This is a genomic window from Streptomyces sp. NPDC017993, from assembly GCF_044328065.1.
In the GTDB taxonomy this organism is placed as follows: Bacteria; Actinomycetota; Actinomycetes; order Streptomycetales; family Streptomycetaceae; genus Streptomyces.
Genome location: NZ_JBIRGO010000026.1, coordinates 21,441 through 40,533, shown reverse-complemented (window position 1 = coordinate 40,533; position 19,093 = coordinate 21,441). Strand labels below are relative to the sequence as shown.

Here is a 19,093-nt window from a genome sequence, read left to right as displayed (position 1 = left end):
GCTCCGCCGAGGGTGGCGGGACCGGCCCGGCACGCGGGACGGCAGCCCCGGAAACAGTTGGTGGAATGTTCAACAATGCCGGGGTGTTGTGCCCGGTATGACCAAGAGCCACGACGAGCGCCCGACCGAACGGCACGACGCGGGGCACGACGGGCCGGCCGCCGCGCCCCGGGACCCGGCGCAGGACGCCGGCTACTACGGGCACGGCAGCGCCGCCGACCGCTGGGCCCGCGCCCAGCTGTTCTTCGAGGCCAAGGACTTCGCCGCCGCGGCGCGCATCCTGCAGGGCCTGGTGGACGAGGACCCCGGGCCGGTCGCACCACGGCTGCTGCTGGCCCGCGCCTACTACCACTCGGCGCAACTGCGGCGCGCCGAGAGCGAGTTGCGGGCCGTCCTGGAGCGCGACCCGGTCGAGGAGTACGCCCATCTGATGCTGGGCCGCACCCTGGAGCGCCAGGGGCGCGCCGCCGAGGCCGCCCCGCAGCTGCGGATCGCCGCGGCCCTCGGCGCGGACACCGGCCCGGTTCAGTCGCGGTAGCCCTCCAGCATCCGCAGCCACACCTCACTGATCGTCGGGTAGGCCGGTACCGCGTGCCACAGGCGCTCGATGGGTACCTCCCCCGCCACCGCGATCGTCGCGGAGTGCAGCAGTTCGCCGATGCCGGGGCCCACGAAGGTGACGCCGAGCAGCACCTCGCGGTCGAGGTCGACGACCATCCGGGCGCGGCCCCGGTAACCGTCGGCGTACAGCGACGCGCCGGCCACCGCCGCCAGGTCCTGGTCGACCACGCGGATCCGGTGCCCGGCGCGCTCCGCCTCGGCCGCGGTCAGGCCCACCGAGGCCACTTCGGGGTCGGTGAAGACGACCTGCGGTACGGCGGAGGTGTCCGCGGTGGCGGCGTGCGCGCCCCAGCGGTCGGTCTCCAGGATCGGCACCCGGCGGGCGCGGGCGGAGATGGCGGCACCGGCGATCCTGGCCTGGTACTTGCCCTGATGCGTGAGCAGGGCGCGGTGGTTGACGTCGCCGACGCCGTAGAGCCAGCCGCCCGACACCCCCGTCACCCGGCAGCTGTCGTCCACCTCCAGCCAGGAGCCGGGCTCCAGTCCGACCGTCTCCAGGCCGAGGTCCTCGGTGCGCGGCGCCCGTCCGGTGGCGATCAGCAGTTCGTCGGCGATGATCTCGTCGCCGGAGTCCAGGACCACGGTCACCACGCCGCCGGGCGCCTCCCGGCGCACCTCGCCGACCTCCACCCCGATGCGCAGGAACACGCCCGCCTCGGCGAGGGATTCGGCGACCAGGTGTCCGGCGAACGGCTCCATCCGGGGCAGCAGTCCGTCGCCGCGGACCAGCAGCGTCACGGAGGCGCCCAGGGCCCGCCAGGCGGTGGCCATCTCCACGCCGACGACGCCGCCGCCCACGATCACCAGACGGCCCGGTACGGACCTGGCGCTGGTGGCCTCGCGGCTCGTCCAGGGCTTGGCGGCGGCCAGTCCCGGGATGCCCGGCAGGACCGCTCGGCTGCCGGTGCAGACCGCGACCGCGTGCCGTGCGGTGAGCACCGGGCCGCCTTCGACGACCACCCGGCGCGGCCCGTCCAGCCGGCCCTTGCCCCGCACCAGGTCGATACCGGCCGAGTCCAGCCACCGCACCTGGCCGTCGTCCTTCCAGTGGGAGGCGAAGGCGTCCCGGCGTGCGAGGACGGCGGCGGCGTCCAGGGGGCCGGCCACCGCCTCCGGGAGGCCGGGCATCCGGCTCGCCTCGGAACGGGCGGTGACCGGGCGCAGCAGGGCCTTGCTGGGCATACAGGCCCAGTAGGAGCACTCGCCGCCGACCAGTTCGCTCTCGACGAGCACCGCGCTCAGCCCGGCGGCGTGCGCGCGGTCGGCGACGTTCTCCCCGGTGGGCCCGGCCCCCAGCACGACGACGTCGTAGGGGTCTTCGGTCGCTGCGGTCGCTGCCATCGGCTCATCGCTCCCTGAGTGGCCATGGGGCGGCCCGGAAGGGCCTCTGCGGGTCCTTGGGCCATCCTCCGCCCCGGGGGCCGTCAGCGCATCCGGCGTTCCACCGCTTCCTTGGCCTCCAGGAGGCTGGAGCCGGTCAGTTCGCGGTGCAGCTTGACCGCGTGCACCGTCTTCCCCTGGACGAGCAGCTCGTCCAGCTCGGCCATGCGGGGGTCCTCCGGCTCCTCGGCGCCGACGTGCGCCAGCAGCAGGTCGACCTTCCGCTCCAGGCGCTGCATCCGGCGGTCGAGCAGCTTGGCGCGGCGGTCGCCGCCCGAGGCCACGAGGGCGATGACGAGCACGAGGAAGCAGCCCCAGGGCAATATCGATTCCATGCGCGAGAGCTTACGAGGCGGCGGCCCGCGCCATGAAGACAACGGTGGCGGCGGGGCCGCGCACGCTGCCGCGGACGGCCGGCGCGCCGTCCGTGAGGATCTCGCACTCGGCGTGCGCGTCGGCTCCTTCGAGGGTGAGGGTGAGCATCGGCATGGCGCCCACCCCTCGGGCGTCCACCACCGCGAACCAGGGCAGCTCCGGTCGGGTGACCTGCTGCTCCTCCCCGGCGCCCGGGGCCTGCACGGCGTAGGTGATGTCGTCGACGCCCTGCCCGGTCACCCGGAAGGTGACCGTGCCCTCGACCAGCCCGCGGGGATCATTGATCGTCATGGGCTCAGTCAATCGCCCCGGGGGCGGCCGCGCACATCCGGGGTAGCGGGCGGGCCGGCCGGGCCGGTCCGGTCCCGGCGGGAGCTCAGAACAGTTTGCCGGGGTTCAGCAGGCCGAGCGGGTCGAAGACATCCTTGATGCCGCGCTGCAACTCCAGGCCCACCGGCCCCAGTTCCCGCGCCAGCCACTCCTTCTTCAGCACGCCGACGCCGTGCTCCCCGGTGATCGTGCCGCCCAGTTCCAGTCCGAGCGCCATGATGTCGTCGAAGGACTCGCGGGCCCTGCGGGACTCCTCGGGGTCGGCGGCGTCGAAGCACACGGTGGGGTGGGTGTTGCCGTCGCCGGCGTGCGCGACGACGCCGATGGTGAGGTCGTGCTTCTCCGCGATGGCGGCGGTGCCGTCGAGCATCTCCGCGAGCCGGGAGCGCGGTACGCACACATCGTCGATCATCGTCGCGGACTTCACCCGCTCCAGCGCAGTCAGCGTCAGCCGGCGGGCCTGCAACAGCATGTCGGACTCGGCGGCGGTCTCGGCGGGGACGACCTCGGTGGCGCCGGCCGCGGCGCACAGCTCACCGACGGCGGCGAGGTCGGCGGCCGGGTCGGGGGTGTCGAAGGCGGCGAGCAGCAGCGCCTCGGTGCTGTCGGGCAGCCCCATCTGCGCCATGTCGTTGACGGCGCGGACGCTCGTACGGTCCATGAGTTCCAGCAGCGAGGGGGCGTGGCCACGGGACATGATCTGGCAGACGGCCTCGCAGGCGGCCGCCGTGGAGGGGAACTCGGCGGCCAGCGCGAGCTGTTGGGGCGGCTCGGGCTTGAGGGCGAGGACGGCGCCGACGACGATGCCCAGGCTGCCTTCGGAGCCGACGAACAGGCGGGTGAGGTCGTAGCCCGCGACGCCCTTGGCGGTGCGCCGCCCCGTCGTCAGCAGCCGTCCGTCGGCGAGCACGATGTCCAGGCCGAGGACGTACTCGGCGGTGACGCCGTACTTGACGCAGCACAGGCCGCCGGAGGCGGTGCCGATGTTGCCGCCGATCGAGCACTGCTCCCAACTGGAGGGGTCCGGCGGGTAGTACAGCCCGTGCTCGTTGACCGCGCGCGAGAGGACGGCGTTGACGACGCCGGGTTCGACGACCGCGATCCGGTCGACGGGGTTGATCTCGATGATCCGGTCCATCTTGACCAGCGACAGCACGATGCAGCCGTCCGAGGCGTTGGCGGCGCCCGACAGCCCCGTACGCGCGCCCTGGGGCACCACGGGGACGCGCAGCGCGGTGGCGGTGCGCATGACGTGCTGGACCTGCTCGACGGTGCGTGGCAGCACCACGACGGCGGGCGTGCCGGCCTCGCAGAAGCTCGCCATGTCGTTGGCGTAGGCGCCGGTGATGTCGGGGTCGGTGAGCACCGCGTCCCCGGGGAGTCCCGCGCGCAGCTGTGCGATGAGGTCCATACCGCCCAGCCTCGCATCCGTGGGACCTACACGGAAGATCGCGGAGCCGCGGATCGGGGGCCGGACGGCAGGCCGCGGGCCCGCCGGGTCAGGTCCGGCGGGCCCGCGGCCTGCGGGGGTGGCTCCGGGCCGGCCGGGGAAGGACTGGTGCGCCGGCCGGGGCCACCGGGTCAGAGGTTGCCGCGGCGGTCCTGCTCCCGCTCGATCGCCTCGAAGAGGGCCTTGAAGTTGCCCTTGCCGAAGCCCATCGAGCCGTGCCGCTCGATCATCTCGAAGAAGACCGTCGGCCGGTCCTGGACGGGCTTGGTGAAGATCTGCAGCAGGTAGCCGTCCTCGTCGCGGTCGACGAGGATCTTCAGCTCGCGCAGGGTCTCGACGGGCACCCGGGTCTCGCCGGCCCACTCACCGAGGGTGTCGTAGTAGGAGTCGGGGGTGTCCAGGAACTCCACGCCGGACGCCCGCATCGCGCGGACCGTGGCGACGATGTCGTTGGTGGCGAGCGCGATGTGCTGGACGCCCGCGCCGCCGTAGAACTCCAGGTACTCGTCGATCTGCGACTTCTTCTTCGCGATCGCGGGCTCGTTGATCGGGAACTTCACCTTGAGGGTGCCGTCCGCGACGACCTTCGACATCAGGGCGGAGTACTCGGTGGCGATGTCGTCGCCGACGAACTCCTTCATGTTGGTGAAGCCCATGACGTTGTTGTAGAAGGCCACCCAGTCGTTCATCTTGCCGAGCTCGACGTTGCCGACGCAGTGGTCGATGGCCTGGAAGCGGCGCGGGCCGGTGTCGGCGAGCGGCGCGGCGGCGACGAAGCCGGGCAGGTAGGGGCCGTCGTAGCCGGAGCGCTCGACGAGCGTGTGCCGGGTCTTGCCGTAGGTGGCGATGGCGGCCCGTACGACGGTGCCGTGCTCGTCCTTGACCTCGTAGGGCTCGTCGATGCCGGTGGCGCCGTGGGCGACGGCGTAGGCGTAGGCGGCGCGGGCGTCGGGGACCTCGATGGCGAGGTCGATGACGCCGTCGCCGTGGGCGGCGACGTGCTCGGCGAGGAAGTGCCCCCAGTCGGTGGTGGGCTTGATGACGGAGGTGAACACGAACCGGGCGCCGCCGGATTCGAGCACGTAACTGGCGGTCTCGCGGCTGCCGTTCTCCGGTCCGGAGTAGGCGACGCGCTTCATGCCGAAGGCGGTGGAGTAGTAGTGCGCGGCCTGCTTGGCGTTGCCGACGGCGAAGACGACCGCGTCCATCCCCTTGACCGGGAAGGGGTCCGCCTGCCGAGCCGTGCCGGGGGTGGGCTGGGTGTGCATCGTGGTGTCTGCCATGGCCGCAGAGTCCCCCCGATCCACAAGGTGCGCAATAGTTTGTGTATTTGCTGGGCACTATGTATAGCGAGTAGGCGGCCTTGCCGGGCTATCTGTACAGGATGCCCAGGGGAAACGGAGGAACGGGCGATGGCGATCGATCATTTGGACGGCGCGCTGCTCGAGCTGCTCGCCCGGGAGCCGCGGATCGGCGTCCTGGAGGCGTCCCGGCGTCTCGGGGTCGCCCGGGGGACGGTTCAGGCGCGGCTCGACCGGCTTCAGTCGAATGGCGTGATCAGGGGCTTCGGGCCGGATGTGGACCCGGCGGCGCTGGGCTACCCGGTGACCGCTTTCGCCACTCTGGAGATCAAACAGGGGCAAGGTCGAGACGTACGCGCTCACTTGTCGACCGTTCCCGAGGTGCTGGAGCTGCATACAACGACCGGACATGGGGACATGCTCTGCAGGCTTGTCGCCAGATCGAACGCGGATCTGCAACGGGTGATCGACCGTGTCGTGGGTTTTGATGGCATTGTGCGGGCTTCCACGGCAATCGTCATGGAAAACGCAGTTCCGTTGCGGATCATCCCGCTGGTGAAACAAGCATCGGGAGACTGACCGAGGAGAGCACCGAGTGAGCTTCTGGGAGTACGTCGGCACCCGGCACGCCCAGCTGCTGACGGACACGTATCAGCACGCCAGCGCGGTGTTCCAGTGCATGGTGATCGCCACCGTGCTGGGCGTCGCCCTCGGTGTCCTGACGTACCGCAGCGAATGGGCGGGAGCCCTCGCCACCACGTCCACCGCCACGATCCTGACGATCCCGTCACTGGCCATGATCGGCCTGCTGATCCCGATCGTCGGCCTCGGGGTGGCCCCCACCGTCATCGCCCTGACGCTGTACGGCCTGCTGCCGGTCGTGCGCAACGCCATCGTCGGGCTGCGCGGGGTGGACCCGTCGCTGGTCGACGCGGCCACCGGCATCGGCATGTCGCGCGCCGCCCGGCTCCTGCGGGTCGAGCTGCCGCTGGCCTGGCCGCCGATCCTCACCGGCATCCGGGTCGCCACCCAGATGCTGATGGGCATCGCCGCGATCGCCGCGTTCGCCTCGGGCCCCGGGCTCGGCAACGAGATCTTCCGCGGCATCGCCTCGCTGGGCAGCGCCAACTCCCTCAACCAGGTGCTCTCCGGAACGCTCGGCATCGCCATCCTCGCCCTGCTCTTCGACGCCGCCTACGTCCTGATCGGACGCCTTACCATCCCCAGGGGGATTCGTGCCTGAGACGTCCGAGCCGCCCGCCACCTCCGGTGCCAGGATCGAGCTGGAGAACCTGACGAAGGTCTACCCGGGCCACCGGGTCCCCGCGGTGGACAGCGTCAGCATGGAGATCAAGGCCGGCGAGCTGGTGGTCTTCGTGGGCCCCTCGGGCTGCGGCAAGTCCACCACCCTGAAGATGATCAACCGGTTGATCGAGCCGACCTCCGGACGCATCCGGATCGGCGGCGAGGACGTGACCGACATCGACCCGGTCAAGCTGCGCCGCACGATCGGCTACGCCATCCAGTCCTCCGGCCTCTTCCCCCATATGACGGTCGCTCAGAACATCGCGCTGGTACCGAAGATGGCGGGCTGGTCCGCCGCCAAGGTGAAGGACCGGGTCACCGAGATGCTGGATCTGGTCGGCCTGGATCCGGGCGAGTTCCACGACCGCTACCCCCGCCAGCTCTCCGGCGGTCAGCAGCAGCGCGTCGGTGTCGCCCGCGCGCTCGCCGCCGACCCGCCCGTCCTGCTGATGGACGAACCGTTCGGCGCCGTCGACCCGATCACCCGCGACCACCTCCAGGACGAGCTGATCCGGCTCCAGCACGAACTCCACAAGACCATCTGCTTCGTCACCCATGACTTCGACGAGGCGATCAAGCTCGGCGACCGCATCGCGGTGCTCCGCGAGCGCTCGCACATCGCCCAGTTCGACACCCCCGAGGCGATCCTCACCAACCCGTCGGACGACTTCGTCTCCGGCTTCGTCGGCGCCGGGGCCGCCCTCAAGCGCCTGAACCTCACCCGTGTCCGCGACGTGGGCGTCGTCGACTTCCCCACCGCCCAGATGGACGACCCCCTGCAGTCCATCTTCGACCTGCTGCGCGACGGCTCCTTCAACGAGTTGCTGCTGCTGGACCGCAACCGCCGCCCGTACAAGTGGCTGCGCCGCGGCGACCTCGCCCGCGCGAAAGGGTCCCTGGCCCGCGCCGGCACCCTGGTGCACGACACCGTCACCCGGGACGCGACGCTGCGCGACGCCCTGGAGGCGGTGCTCACCGACAACACCGGCCGGGTCGCGGTCACCGGCCGGCGCGGCGAGTACATCGGCGTGGTCGACATGGAGACGCTGATGAACAACGTCCACGAGCTGCTGGAGGCCGACCGCCTCGACGCCTCCGAGCACCGGCACGAACTCCAGGAGCAGCGGTCCCGTCAGACCCACCGCGAGCAGGAGGGCACGGGCGCCGACGGCGGTGCGGCAGGCTCCGAGGGAGTCACGGCATGACCCCTCGCGACGACGGCAGCCCCCGCCGGGGCGAACGGCCCCCGGGGCGGGGCGGAGCGCCCGGACTCGCCTACCGCGAAGAGCACCAGGTCGAGGAGCGCGAGGAGCGGGAGATCGCGACCGGTGAGGCACCCACCCCCTCCGCACGGCCCGGAGGCCGCCGGATCAGCTGGCAGAAGTGGACGTTCATGCCGGTCTTCCTGGCTGCCGCGCTGCTCGCCACCTGGCTGTGGTTCAGCGACGCCCGGCTGGACTCCATCGCCCACCAGGCGGTGGACAACGGCAAGGTGTGGCTCGCGCTGCGCCAGCACGTCCAACTCACCGCGATCTCCACCTTCTTCGTCCTGATCATCGCGATCCCGCTGGGTATCGCCCTGACCCGCGCCAAGCTGCGCCGGGCCACTCCGCTCGCGATGGCCTTCGCCAACCTCGGGCAGGCCGTGCCCGCGCTCGGTCTGCTGATCCTGCTGGTGATCTGGATCGGGATCGGCGCGCGGTCGGCCATCGTCGGCATGGTCATCTACGCCGTGCTGCCGGTGCTGGCCAACACCATCGCCGGCCTGCGCGGCATCGACCCCACACTGACCGAGGCCGCCCGCGGTATCGGCATGTCCCCGATGGGTGTCCTGACCAAGGTCGAACTGCCGCTTGCCGTACCGCTGATCCTGGCCGGCGTCCGCACCGCGCTGGTGCTGAACGTCGGCACCGCGACGCTGGCCACCTTCGGTGGCGGCGGCGGTCTCGGCGACCTGATCTCGGCGGGCATCGTCACCCAGCGGATGCCCGTGCTGGTGCTCGGTTCGGTACTGACGGTGGCGCTCGCCCTGCTGGTCGAATGGCTGGCATCGCTCGCCGAACTGCTGCTGCGGCCACGCGGCCTGGAGGCGACGACGTGAGCATCCACCCCCGCCCGGCCGGGCGCCGCCGGCGCGCCCCGCGCCGGGCCGCCCGGTCCGCCGCAGCGACGCTGACCGCTCTCGCCCTCGGCGGCTGCGGACTGGTCAGCGGCAGCGCGATGAGCGACGACGTGAGCCCCGGCAGCGAGGCGGGGTATGGGGGAAGGCCGCTGTCGGGCGCGCAGCTGACGGTGACCTCGAAGGAGTTCACCGAGCAGATCGTGCTGGGCCAGATCATGGGTCTGGTCTTCGAGGCCGCGGGTGCCTCGGTCATCGACAAGACCAGCATCCAGGGATCGATCGGTGCCCGGGAAGCGGTCAAGTCCGGCACGGCGGACGCCACCTACGAGTACACCGGCACCGGCTGGATCACCTACCTCGGCCACGCCAAGCCGATCGTCGATCCACAGGCTCAGTGGAAAGCGGTACGGGACGAGGACCTCAAGAACGGCATCGTCTGGCTGCCGAAGTCCAAGCTCAACAACACCTACGCGCTGGCGCTGAACGCCGCCAACCAGAAGAAGCTGGGGGTGCGCGATCTGTCGGACGTGGCGCGGCGCTCGAAGAAGGACCCCGCCTCGGTGACGCTCTGCGTGGAGAACGAGTTCGCCGCGCGCAACGACGGCCTGCCGGGCATGGCGCGGGCGTACGGGATGAAGGTGCCGTCCTCCAACGTCCGCAAGATGACCGGCGGCGTGATCTACACCGAGACCGCCAAGGGCGGCAGCTGTGCCCTCGGGGAGGTCTTCACCACCGACGGCCGGATCAAGGCGATGGGCCTGCACGTCCTGGCCGACGACAAGCACTTCTTCCCCAACTACAACGCGGCCCCTGCGGTCAACGCCAAGACGCTGAAGAAGTACCCGGCCATCCCCGAGGTGCTGGCACCGATCACCAAGGCGCTCGACAACACCGTCGCCCAGCAGCTCAACCGCAAGGTCGACGTGGACGGCGAGGACCCGCACAAGGTCGCGCTGGACTGGCTGGTCCAGAAGGGGTTCATCAAGGAGGGCTGAGGGCGCGGGGACGAACCGTCCACCGCGGGGTGGTCGGGTGGGCGTTCGGGGCCGCCGCTGTGCACGGCACTCAGCAGCTGGGGACCTTGCCCCCGGTCCGCAGGGCCTTGAGCGCGTCCACCACGCCGTCGAGGGTCGTGGCGGGGATCAGCCGCATGCCCGGGGGAAGCTCCGCGCGGGCGTCCGCACACTCCTGCCGGGGGACCAGGAAGACGGTGGCGCCGTCGCGGTGCGCGGCCTGGGTCTTCAGCGGGACGCCCCCCACCGCACCCACCTTGCCGCCCGCGGTGATGGTGCCGGTGCCGGCGATCTTCCGGCCGCCGGTCAGGTCGTGGCCGGCGCCGTCGCCCGCCAGCCGGTCGACGATGCCGAGGGCGAACATCAGCCCCGCGCTGGGCCCGCCGACGTCCGCGAGGTTCAGCCGCACCCGCACGCCGTCGGCGCTCCGGTGCAGGTGGCGCAGCGCGGCGCTGGTGGCGGAGTTCTGCGACTCGTCCATCTGGTCCGCGTTGTGCCGGGCGATCTCCTCGGTGCTGTCACCGACCGGGTAGACCGCCTCACGCGGCATCACGGCCTCGTTCGTGCGGAACCAGCCCTTGAGGACGTCCGCCAGGTGGACGGAGGCCGCGGGCCCGGTCGCGGCGATGGTGGTCATCCGCAGCTGTCCGCTGGTCCGGCGGGTCTCGGCGCCGCTGATGGTGATCACCGGCTTGCCCTTGTCCGCGCCGAGGACGTTGACCGTCACGCCGGGGTAGGCGAGGGAGAACGGCAGCGGCACGAGAGCCGCGGTGACGAGGAGGGCGAGGACGAGGGCGGTGCAGATCGCCAGGGCGCGGGTGCGTGCAGACACCCGGCCACCTTAGTTGAACCCTGCCCCACCGGAGCTGTCCCGGCCCTCCGGCCCCACGCGCGGCGCCGGTGTCAGCGCAGCGCCTCGGCCACCTCCCGGGCCGCGTCGACCACCCGCGGTCCGATCCGCTCGGAGACGGTGTCGGTGAGCATCACCACGCCCACGCTGCCCTCGATGCCGCTCACCCCGAGCAGCGGGGCCGCCGCACCGCTGGCGCCGGCCTCCAACTCCCCGTGGGTGAGGGCGAGTCCGGCGTCCTGGGTTCTGCCCTGCCGGGCCTTGAGGATCGCCCGTCCGGCGGCCCCCCGGTCCAGCGGGTGACGGAAACCGGCCCGGTAGGCGACGTGGTAGTCGGTCCAGGTCGGCTCCACGACGGCGACGGCCAGCGCTTCGGTGCCGTCGACGAGCGTGAGGTGTGCCGTCGCCCCGACGTCCTCGGCGAGCGAGCGCAGCGCGGGCAGTGCGGCCTCCCGGACGAGCGGGTGAACCTGGCGGCCCAGGCGCAGCACGCCAAGACCCACCCGGGCGCGGCCACCTAGGTCGCGACGCACCAGAGCGTGCTGCTCCAGGGTCGCGAGGAGACGGTAGACCACGGTGCGGTTGACCCCGAGCTTGTTGGACAGCTCGGTGACGGTCAGTCCGTGATCGGTGTCGGCGAGCAATTTGAGGACTCGCAGTCCTCGGTCGAGCGTCTGGGAGGTCTCCGCGGTCACGACGCCCCCTCCTCATGTGAGTGGCGGCGCTCGGACGCGACGCGCTGCCAGTCCCGGAGCAGCGCGCGCAAGAGGCCGCCGGCCGCTTGGCACCGGCTGCGCTCCGCGGCGGCGCTGCCACGGGGCGTGTGCGTGACCGGGACAGTAGCGAGCTGGTCCGGTCAGCGGAAGAGTCCGTCCAGAATCCGGTCTCCCGTGCCTGCTATATCCCGTTTCGTCCGTACGGAGTGCCCTACTCGGGCTTCAGCGAGGGCCACAGCGTTACGCGGGCGTTACCGCCGAGAACACCTCCACGCGGGCCGGCACCGGCAGTTGCGGCATCTCGTGACGCGCCGAGGGCGGCGCACCGTCCACCGGTGCGCCGCCCTCGGCGATCAGAGCCGTCCCGGGGCCGTGGCGGCCCCTCGGATCACCGCATCCGGGTGGCCCACTCCTTGACCTTGCCGATCCGCTCGCGCAGCTGCCCCGCGGTGGCCTCCGCGCTCGGCGGGCCGCCGCAGACCCGCCGCAGCTCGGTGTGGATCACGCCGTGCGGCTTGCCGCTCTGGTGGACATAGGCGCCCACCAGCGCGTTCAGCTGCTTGCGCAGCTCCAGCAGCTCCTTGTGCGTGACCACCGGGCGGCGCTCGGCAGGCAGCTCCAGCAGGTCGGCCTCGGAGTCCGGCTTCTTCTTGCTGTGCGCGATCTGCCGGGCCTGCCGCTTCTGGAGCAGCATCTGCACCTGGTCCGGCTCCAGCAGCCCGGGGATGCCGAGGTAGTCCTGCTCCTCCTCGCTGCCCGCGTGCGCCTGCATGCCGAACTCGGCGCCGTCATAGAGGACCCGGTCGAAGACGGCTTCGGACTCCAGCGCCTCGAACGAGAACTGTTCCTGCTCGCCGGTGTCCTCGTCCTGCTCCTTGTTGGCCTCGTCCATCTCGGCCTCGGACTCGGCGTACGGGTCCTCCTCGCCGTCCTTCTTCGGCTTGTCGAGGACGTGGTCGCGCTCGACCTCCATCTCGTTCGCGAACTCCAGCAGCATCGGCACGGTCGGCACGAAGACGGAGGCCGTCTCGCCGCGCTTGCGGGACCGCACGAAGCGGCCCACCGCCTGGGCGAAGAACAGCGGCGTGGAGATGGTCGTCGCGTAGACGCCGACCGCCAGCCGCGGCACGTCGACGCCTTCGGACACCATCCGGACCGCGACCATCCAGCGGTCGCCGGAATGCGCGAAGTCGTCGATGCGCTGAGAGGCGCCCGAGTCGTCGGAGAGCACCAGGGTGGCGCTGTTGCCGGTGATCTCCCGGATCAGCTTGGCGTACGCGCGTGCCTGCTCCTGGTCGGCCGCGATCACCAGGGCCCCGGCGTCCGGGATGCCCTTGCGGACCTCGGTCAGCCGCTGGTCGGCGGCGCGCAGCACATTGGGCATCCAGTCGCCGCGCGGGTCCAGCGCGGTGCGCCACGCCTGCGAGACGGCGTCCTTGGTCATCGGCTCGCCGAGGCGGGCGGCGATCTCGTCGCCCGCCTTCGTCCGCCAGCGCATGTTGCCGCTGTAGGAGAGGAAGATGACCGGCCGCACGACGCCGTCGGCGAGGGCGTTGCCGTAGCCGTAGGTGTAGTCGGCGGAGGAGCGCCGGATCCCGTCGTTCCCCTCCTCGTACGTCACGAACGGAATCGGGTTGGTGTCCGACCGGAACGGGGTGCCGGTGAGCGCCAGACGCCGGGTGGCCGGCTCGAACGCCTCCAGGCACGCCTCGCCCCAGGACTTGGAGTCACCGGCGTGGTGGATCTCGTCGAGGATGACCAGGGTCTTGCGCTGTTCGATCCGGTTGCGGTGCAGCATCGGCCGCACGCCGACGCCCGCGTAGGTGATCGCGACGCCGTGGTACTCGCGGCCCAGCGGGCCCGCGCTGTACTCCGGATCGAGCTTGATACCTATCCGGGCCGCGGCCTCCGCCCACTGCTTCTTCAGATGCTCGGTGGGCGCGACGACCGTCACCTGCTGCACGACGTGGTGGTGCAGCAGCCACGAGGCGAGGGTGAGCGCGAAGGTGGTCTTGCCGGCACCGGGCGTGGCGACGGCGAGGAAGTCCTTCGGCTGCGTCTGGATGTACCGGTCCATGGCCGCCTGCTGCCAGGCCCGCAGCTTGTTCGCGGTACCCCAGGGGGCCCGGCCCGGGAAGGCCGGGGACAGGTGATGGTTCGTGGTGGCGCTGGTGGTGGTAGTCACGGTCTCCGTCGGCTGGCTCGGCGATCGGCAACCGCGTCAGCCTACCCGTGCCCGCGCCGCGGCCACGGGCCGCGGCACCGGCTCACCCCGGGGTGGGACCCAGGTCACATCCGGAACGGCAGGAGGCGGGCGGTTCGGGTGGATTGGGCGCGCGCCGCGGGGCGGCGGCTTCCTCCGATCTCTCCCGTTCCGGTCACGCCTGTTCCGGTCACGCCCGTTTCGAACGCTCCCGTTCCGGACACTCCCGTTCCGGCCGCAGCCGGCTCGCCACCACCGCGCCCAGCACGGCCACAAGGGCCATCGCGGCGAAGACGGCGGTGAAGGCCGCGGGGTGGCTCGGTGGCCCCGCCGCGGCGACCGCATGGCCGCTCGCGGCGATCGAGCCGCCGCCGAACGCCACGAACAGCACGCCGCTGACCGCGACGCAGGTGACGTTGCCCAGCGCGTCGGACATCTGCAGGGACGCGGAGTTGCTGCCCGCCTCCCCCGGGCGCGACAGCTTCAGCAACAGCACGCCCCCGCTGGAGATGTTCAGCCCCATCCCGAAGCCGCCGAGCGTCCAGGCCGCCGCGACGATCCCCACCGGGACCCCGTCGGCCAGCGCCAGCGGCACCATGAGGACGGCCACCGCCAGGAACGCCATGCCCAGGCCCATCAGCCGCTCCCGGTACGGCTCCAGCCGCGGCAGGCTCTGCACGTACGAGCCGAGCGCCCAGGTCAGCCCACCGCCGGTGAGCGAGAGGCCGGCCAGTGTGGCCGACAGTCCGCGCTGGGTGACCAGCATCAGCGGGATGAAGCTCTCCGCCGCGACCAGCGCACCGGCGGCCAGCCCGCGCATCAGCACCACGGACGGCAGCCCGCGCGCCGCCCGGAACGTCCCCGGCGGCAGCAGCCGCACGATGGCCGGGACCAGCAGGGCCGCCCCGACGGCCGCCGGCAGCAGGGCGAGCCAGGTCGGATGCCGGCCGGCGTACTGCAACAGCCCCGCACCCGCGGCGACGGCCAGCGCGAGCAGGCAGCGGCGGCTGCCCAGGACCTGTCGCGCGCCGCTGCCCGGGCCCGGCTCCGTACGCGGCAGCGTCCGCAGCGCCGGCCACATCACCGCGAGAGGCAGCAGGATCAGCACCGGGATGGACAGGAAGACCCAGCGCCAGCCGAGCTGTTCGGCGACGGTGCCGGCGACCAGCGGCCCGACGATGACCGGCACCACCCAGGCGGCCGAGAAGGACGCCATGATCGCCGGACGCAGCCGCTCGGGATAGGCCTGGCCGACGACGACGTACAGCGCGACGACCACCAGCCCCCCACCGAGGCCCTGCACCGCGCGGCCGGCGACGAAGACCCCCATGCTCTGGGCGGCGCCGGCGATCACCAGCCCGGCGCCGAACGCGGCGATACCGCTGAACAGCGGCGCGAGCGGACCGCGCCGGTCGCTCCACTCCCCGCAGAGCGCCATCGCGAACAGACTCGCGGTGAAGAACGCGGAGAACGCGAAGGCGTACAGCCCGATGCCGTCCAAGGCGCGCGCCGCGACCGGCATCGCGGTGTTCACCGCGCTCGCCTCGAAGGCGACCAGCGAGATGACGGAGATGATGCCGAGGGTCAGCGCGCGGTAGGCCCGGCCGAGCACTCCCCCGCCGCCGTCCGTCGGGGCCGCCGCCCCGTCGGGAGCCCCGCCGGTGCCGCCGTCCCGCTCCGGGGACGGCGCGGGTGCGGCGTCGGTGTCGGCGGCGACGGTGGGGTCGGCGGCGACGACGGTGGTGTCCGTGTCGCTCGGATGGTCAGCGGTCATCGAGCCAGCGTAAGGGTCATGCCTGGCCGGCACCCCTGTCGGGAGACCGGTATCCGCCCCGCCTCCGGTCCTCCGTCTCCGGTCTTACCTCGCCCGCTTCGGGCAGGCTGTCCGTATGCCGCACTTTCGTACCTATGACGATGCCGAGCTCCACTACCGCGCGCTCGGCCCGGCCGACTCCCCGCTGGCGCCACTGCTGTGCCTCGCCGGCGGCCCCGGCCGGGACGCCGCCTACCTCGGCGATCTCGGCGGCCTGTCCGACCGGCGCCCGCTGATCATTCCCGACAGCCGCGGCACCGGCGCCTCCCCCACCGCCGCCGACCCGTCCCGCTACGCCTTCCCGCGGATCGCCGAGGACATCGAGGCGCTGCGCGCGCACCTGGGCCTGGAGCGGTTCGCGCTGCTCGCGCACAGCGCGGGCGCCGCCGTCGCGCAGGCGTACGCGGCGGCGCATCCGCAGCGGCTGACCCGGCTGGTGCTGGTCTGCCCCGGCTCCCGGCTGCAAGGTGAGCTCCCCGACGACGCCCGGGAGATCTTCGCCGCACGCCGGGACGAGGAGTGGTGGCCGGAGGCCGCCGCCGCGGTGCGACAGCTGGCCGAGGCCACCGATCTGGACGACGTGCGCCGGCTGCTGTTCGCCGCCGCGCCGCTCGGCTACGGGCGGTGGGAGGAACCGCAGCGGGCCCACGCGGCCGCGCAGGGCGAGCAGTTGGGGCCGGTGCCGCGGGCCGGGTTCTGGCAGGGCGTCGACGAGCACGCGATGCGCGCGGTGCTGGAGGGGCTGCGCCAGGTGGAGTGCCCGGTGCTGGTGGTGACCGGGGACCGGGACGGCCTGGCCGGGATGCGGGCGGGCGAGCTGGTCGCCGAGTCCTTCCCCCACGCGCAGGTGCGGCCGCTGCACGCGGTGGGCCACTACCCGTGGGTGGACGAGCCCGCGCTGTTCGGTCAGGTGGTCGAGGAGTTTCTGCACACGTCCTGAGCCGCCCGGGAGGCGGCGGACCGGGGCAGCCTTCGGGCTCTGTGAACAGCGCATGCCAAGACCCTCGAAGCCATGGACTCCTCGGCCTCGCCGCCTTACCGTCGTCCGCTCTTGCCGACGGACGAAGGAACTCCCATGCGCCACAGGCTATTCGGGCCCCGCGACAAGGACACCGAGCCCCCTCGCGGACGGACCCGCCCGCTCACCGCCCGCGCCATCGCCACCCTCGCGATCGCCACCCTCGCGGCCCTCGCCCTGCCCGCCGGGGCAACCCGTGCGGCGCCGATCCCCCCTGCCCCGGGGCACCGGCTCGTCCCGCGGTACGAAGGCGCCCCGGCCACCGCCGCCCCGCTCCCCGCCGGCCAGGCCCCGTCCCAGCACCCCTACCTGGCACCCAACGGGCGGGCCGGCATGCACGGGGACGGCGCCAGCAGCGACACCCATCCCTTCCCCGGCCCGCTCGGCGCGCAACCGGCCGTCCGCAGCGAGAAGATGGCCGCGCTGGGCGGCGAGTGCGCGACCGTCACCTTCGACGCGGGCGGCCGGATCCTGACGGTCTGCGGCACCTTCCGAGGCTTCCGGCTCAAGCTGCTGGACCCCGAGAGCCTGGCCACCCTCGCCGAATACAAGCTGCCGCAGCGCCCGTCCACCATCGAGGCGATCACCCGGCTCGACTTCTCCAAGATCTTCAAGGACACGTCGGGGGGCGCGTACTTCTACCTGGACCACAAGGACCGTGTCGTCCTCGCCGACTCCCGCGGACACGTGCTGCGCCTGGGCCACTCCCGGACGGCCGACGGCACCTGGCGCTTCACCCTCGACGACGACTGGGACCTGACCCCGTACGTCCCCCACGACTGCGTGCGCTGGCCCGACCTCTTCCCCCGCGGTGAGTGCGACCCGGTGACCGCGGTGCAACCCGACTGGCAGGGCAACATCTGGTGGGTCACCCGGCACGGCAGGCTCGGCACCGTCACGCCGGGCACCGGCGCGGTGCGCACGGCACGGCTGCCGGGCGAGGAGATCCAGAACAGCTTCTCGGCGGCCGAGGACGGCGTCCACATCGTCTCCGACCACGCCCTCTACCGTCTGCGCGCGGACGCCGACGGCACCCCGCGCGTGCGGTGGCGGCAGACCTACGACCGCGGCACCGGCCCCAAACCCGGCTCCGTCAACCAGGGATCCGGCACCACACCGACCCTCCTCGGCCGCGCCGGGCACGCTTACGTCGCCATCACCGACAACGCCGACGACCGGATGAACGTCCTGGTCTACCGCCGCGGCGGGCCCGCCGCCGACCGGCTGGTCTGCAAGGTCCCGGTGTTCGGCGCCGGCGCCTCGACCACCGACAACTCCCTGATCGGCTACGGAAACAGCCTCGTCGTCGAGAACAACTACGGCTACGAGAACGTCACCTCGCTGCTCGGCGGGAAGTCGGTGCCCGGCGGCATCACACGCCTCGACATCCGGCCGGACGGCAGCGGCTGCGACACGGTCTGGGAGAGCGCGGAACGCTCCCCCTCCACCGTCGCCAAGCTCTCCACGGCCAACGGCCTCCTGTACTTCTACACAAAGGAGCCCCACCGCCTGGGCATCGACGCCTGGTACCTCACCGCCGTCGACTTCCGCAGCGGCCACACCCGTTTCAAGCGCCTCACCGGCACCGGGCCGGCCTACGACAACAACTGGGCCCCGATCACTCTCGGCCCGGACGGCACGGCATACGTCGGCGTCTTCAACGGCCTCGTCGCCGTCCACGACACCGCCCCGCAAGGCTGACCGGCCCCCTCCTCCGCAAGGGCCGTCCACACGCGACGGCCCTTGCGTGAACGCCGTATTGCAGCCTCATGGCAGCGCGCCCGAAAGCTTGCCCCACCCCCCACGCCGCGGCCTACAGTCAAGTCAGCGCCTCATCCCGGCCGTGTGCCCGAGTGGTTCAGGGGCTCGCCTGCAAAGCGAGTTACGTGGGTTCGAATCCCGCCACGGCCTCCACAGGCTCCGACCAGGAGCGACAGATGGGCCGGTCTCCCCGAAGGGAGACCGGCCCATCGCTCGTGAAGGGACCGACGAGCCAGGGCTTCACGGCGCTGCCCGCCATTGGATTGCCGAGCGCACGTTCGGCCGGTCCGCAACCGTCGTCCGGCCCGCGACGATGAACGGTTCACCGCTACCTCAGAGGCCATGATCAAGGTAGCGAGGACCCGGCTGACGCTCGCCCGTCCAGCGGGGCAGCCATCGCGCTGGAGCCACGATGCCGACCGGGAAACCGCCCCCTTCACGAGCATCGAGTGCCTCATCGCAGCGGGATCAACAGGCCACATCCCCGCACTCGCCCTACCTGCCGTTGCTCGCGGTTTCATCATCCGCGGACCGATGAGCGGGCTGTCACGTGCCGACGCCTCGCTCGCAGGTGCAACGGACGCCGCACGGTCCGGATCGCCACCCCCGTGACGGCCCGGGCAGCGGCTAGTCGTCCGAGGCGCCTTGTCGGCCCCCGCTTCTGCCCCTGCTCGCCGTCTGGCTCACCACTTCGCACACCACCAACGTCACCGCGGACACCACGCGCACCCAGCGTGGGCCGCCCCGCGCCGCCCACGCGACGCAGACAAACGCGCCGATGGCGAGGACCAGGACGCCCGACAAAACGAGCACGGCCATGCTCATCCCCCTCTTT

18 protein-coding genes and 1 tRNA gene are annotated in these 19,093 nt (G+C 72.1%); 9 read left to right on the top strand and 10 right to left on the bottom strand.

Annotation, left to right across the window (positions count from 1 at the left end):
- Positions 1-97: 97 nt before the first annotated feature.
- The gene (locus tag ACH4FH_RS33850) at positions 98-538 is read left to right on the top strand and encodes a tetratricopeptide repeat protein (protein WP_398559778.1); all 441 of its coding nucleotides are present in this window, start codon (positions 98-100) and stop codon (positions 536-538) included.
- Here ACH4FH_RS33850 and ACH4FH_RS33845 read toward each other — a convergent pair.
- The 5 genes from ACH4FH_RS33845 to hppD all read right to left on the bottom strand — a co-directional run bounded on the left by ACH4FH_RS33845 (position 526) and on the right by hppD (position 5,439).
- Positions 526-1,962, bottom strand: a complete 1,437-nt coding sequence (locus tag ACH4FH_RS33845) for a dihydrolipoyl dehydrogenase family protein (RefSeq protein ID WP_398559777.1) — start codon at positions 1,960-1,962, stop codon at positions 526-528. The two genes, ACH4FH_RS33850 and ACH4FH_RS33845, sit on opposite strands and share 13 nt — an antisense overlap.
- An 83-nt stretch (positions 1,963-2,045) precedes the next feature.
- Positions 2,046-2,336, bottom strand: a complete 291-nt coding sequence (locus ACH4FH_RS33840) for a hypothetical protein (protein ID WP_398559776.1) — start codon at positions 2,334-2,336, stop codon at positions 2,046-2,048.
- Positions 2,337-2,346: 10 nt separating this feature from the next.
- Entirely contained in the window at positions 2,347-2,667 is a 321-nt protein-coding gene (locus tag ACH4FH_RS33835) for a hypothetical protein (RefSeq protein ID WP_398559775.1), read from the bottom strand.
- Between the two features lie 85 nt (positions 2,668-2,752).
- Positions 2,753-4,117, bottom strand: a complete 1,365-nt coding sequence (locus ACH4FH_RS33830) for an FAD-binding oxidoreductase (protein WP_398559774.1) — start codon at positions 4,115-4,117, stop codon at positions 2,753-2,755.
- A gap of 170 nt (positions 4,118-4,287) precedes the next feature.
- Positions 4,288-5,439, bottom strand: a complete 1,152-nt coding sequence (gene hppD, locus ACH4FH_RS33825) for a 4-hydroxyphenylpyruvate dioxygenase (RefSeq protein WP_398559773.1) — start codon at positions 5,437-5,439, stop codon at positions 4,288-4,290.
- A gap of 129 nt (positions 5,440-5,568) precedes the next feature.
- Between hppD and ACH4FH_RS33820 the strand changes: the two genes are divergently transcribed.
- Genes ACH4FH_RS33820 through ACH4FH_RS33800 form a run of 5 tightly spaced genes read left to right on the top strand, consistent with a single transcriptional unit; the run spans position 5,569 to position 9,879 of the window.
- The gene (locus tag ACH4FH_RS33820; RefSeq protein WP_393895320.1) at positions 5,569-6,036 is read left to right on the top strand and encodes an Lrp/AsnC family transcriptional regulator; all 468 of its coding nucleotides are present in this window, start codon (positions 5,569-5,571) and stop codon (positions 6,034-6,036) included.
- Between the two features lie 16 nt (positions 6,037-6,052).
- On the top strand, positions 6,053-6,700 hold the full coding sequence (locus ACH4FH_RS33815) for an ABC transporter permease (protein WP_398559772.1): 648 nt from the start codon (positions 6,053-6,055) through the stop codon (positions 6,698-6,700).
- Complete coding sequence (locus tag ACH4FH_RS33810) at positions 6,693-7,967, top strand: betaine/proline/choline family ABC transporter ATP-binding protein (protein WP_398559771.1); 1,275 nt, start codon at positions 6,693-6,695, stop codon at positions 7,965-7,967. The genes ACH4FH_RS33815 and ACH4FH_RS33810 overlap by 8 nt, the downstream gene beginning before the upstream one ends.
- Positions 7,964-8,863: an ABC transporter permease gene (locus tag ACH4FH_RS33805; RefSeq protein WP_398559770.1), complete on the top strand. Its 900-nt coding sequence runs from the start codon at positions 7,964-7,966 to the stop codon at positions 8,861-8,863. The genes ACH4FH_RS33810 and ACH4FH_RS33805 overlap by 4 nt, the downstream gene beginning before the upstream one ends.
- Complete coding sequence (locus tag ACH4FH_RS33800; RefSeq protein ID WP_398559769.1) at positions 8,860-9,879, top strand: glycine betaine ABC transporter substrate-binding protein; 1,020 nt, start codon at positions 8,860-8,862, stop codon at positions 9,877-9,879. Before ACH4FH_RS33805 ends, ACH4FH_RS33800 begins: the two co-directional genes overlap by 4 nt.
- A gap of 70 nt (positions 9,880-9,949) precedes the next feature.
- On the opposite strand, the gene ACH4FH_RS33795 is transcribed toward ACH4FH_RS33800, so the two are convergent.
- The 4 genes from ACH4FH_RS33795 to ACH4FH_RS33780 form a co-directional block, all read right to left on the bottom strand.
- Positions 9,950-10,729: a S16 family serine protease gene (locus ACH4FH_RS33795; RefSeq protein WP_398559768.1), complete on the bottom strand. Its 780-nt coding sequence runs from the start codon at positions 10,727-10,729 to the stop codon at positions 9,950-9,952.
- A 71-nt stretch (positions 10,730-10,800) separates the two neighbouring features.
- A complete protein-coding gene (locus ACH4FH_RS33790) occupies positions 10,801-11,442 on the bottom strand; it encodes an IclR family transcriptional regulator (RefSeq protein WP_398559767.1) in 642 nt (213 codons plus the stop codon).
- 409 nt (positions 11,443-11,851) lie between these two features.
- Positions 11,852-13,648 (bottom strand): DEAD/DEAH box helicase, encoded by a 1,797-nt coding sequence (locus ACH4FH_RS33785; RefSeq protein WP_398559766.1) that lies wholly within the window; start codon positions 13,646-13,648, stop codon positions 11,852-11,854.
- 208 nt (positions 13,649-13,856) lie between these two features.
- Entirely contained in the window at positions 13,857-15,440 is a 1,584-nt protein-coding gene (locus ACH4FH_RS33780) for an MFS transporter (protein WP_398559765.1), read from the bottom strand.
- Positions 15,441-15,555: 115 nt separating this feature from the next.
- Between ACH4FH_RS33780 and ACH4FH_RS33775 the strand changes: the two genes are divergently transcribed.
- The 3 genes from ACH4FH_RS33775 to ACH4FH_RS33765 all read left to right on the top strand — a co-directional run bounded on the left by ACH4FH_RS33775 (position 15,556) and on the right by ACH4FH_RS33765 (position 18,411).
- The gene (locus ACH4FH_RS33775) at positions 15,556-16,419 is read left to right on the top strand and encodes an alpha/beta fold hydrolase (protein WP_398559764.1); all 864 of its coding nucleotides are present in this window, start codon (positions 15,556-15,558) and stop codon (positions 16,417-16,419) included.
- Between the two features lie 135 nt (positions 16,420-16,554).
- Complete coding sequence (locus tag ACH4FH_RS33770) at positions 16,555-18,198, top strand: hypothetical protein (RefSeq protein WP_398559763.1); 1,644 nt, start codon at positions 16,555-16,557, stop codon at positions 18,196-18,198.
- Between the two features lie 138 nt (positions 18,199-18,336).
- Positions 18,337-18,411: transfer RNA gene (locus ACH4FH_RS33765), tRNA-Cys, on the top strand.
- A gap of 474 nt (positions 18,412-18,885) precedes the next feature.
- On the opposite strand, the gene ACH4FH_RS33760 is transcribed toward ACH4FH_RS33765, so the two are convergent.
- Complete coding sequence (locus tag ACH4FH_RS33760; RefSeq protein ID WP_398559762.1) at positions 18,886-19,077, bottom strand: hypothetical protein; 192 nt, start codon at positions 19,075-19,077, stop codon at positions 18,886-18,888.
- Positions 19,078-19,093: the final 16 nt, after the last annotated feature.

Excerpts from the sequence above, each read along its gene's own strand:
- hppD (WP_398559773.1), bottom strand. The coding sequence starts at position 5,439 with ATGGCAGACACCACGATGCACACCCAGCCCACCCCCGGCACGGCTCGG.
- ACH4FH_RS33820 (WP_393895320.1), top strand. The coding sequence starts at position 5,569 with ATGGCGATCGATCATTTGGACGGCGCGCTGCTCGAGCTGCTCGCCCGG.
- ACH4FH_RS33760 (WP_398559762.1), bottom strand. The coding sequence starts at position 19,077 with ATGGCCGTGCTCGTTTTGTCGGGCGTCCTGGTCCTCGCCATCGGCGCG.
- ACH4FH_RS33835 (WP_398559775.1), bottom strand. The coding sequence starts at position 2,667 with ATGACGATCAATGATCCCCGCGGGCTGGTCGAGGGCACGGTCACCTTC.
- ACH4FH_RS33775 (WP_398559764.1), top strand. The coding sequence starts at position 15,556 with ATGCCGCACTTTCGTACCTATGACGATGCCGAGCTCCACTACCGCGCG.
- ACH4FH_RS33770 (WP_398559763.1), top strand. The coding sequence starts at position 16,555 with ATGCGCCACAGGCTATTCGGGCCCCGCGACAAGGACACCGAGCCCCCT.
- ACH4FH_RS33850 (WP_398559778.1), top strand. The coding sequence starts at position 98 with ATGACCAAGAGCCACGACGAGCGCCCGACCGAACGGCACGACGCGGGG.
- ACH4FH_RS33805 (WP_398559770.1), top strand. The coding sequence starts at position 7,964 with ATGACCCCTCGCGACGACGGCAGCCCCCGCCGGGGCGAACGGCCCCCG.
- ACH4FH_RS33830 (WP_398559774.1), bottom strand. The coding sequence starts at position 4,117 with ATGGACCTCATCGCACAGCTGCGCGCGGGACTCCCCGGGGACGCGGTG.
- ACH4FH_RS33845 (WP_398559777.1), bottom strand. The coding sequence starts at position 1,962 with ATGGCAGCGACCGCAGCGACCGAAGACCCCTACGACGTCGTCGTGCTG.
- ACH4FH_RS33780 (WP_398559765.1), bottom strand. The coding sequence starts at position 15,440 with ATGACCGCTGACCATCCGAGCGACACGGACACCACCGTCGTCGCCGCC.
- ACH4FH_RS33840 (WP_398559776.1), bottom strand. The coding sequence starts at position 2,336 with ATGGAATCGATATTGCCCTGGGGCTGCTTCCTCGTGCTCGTCATCGCC.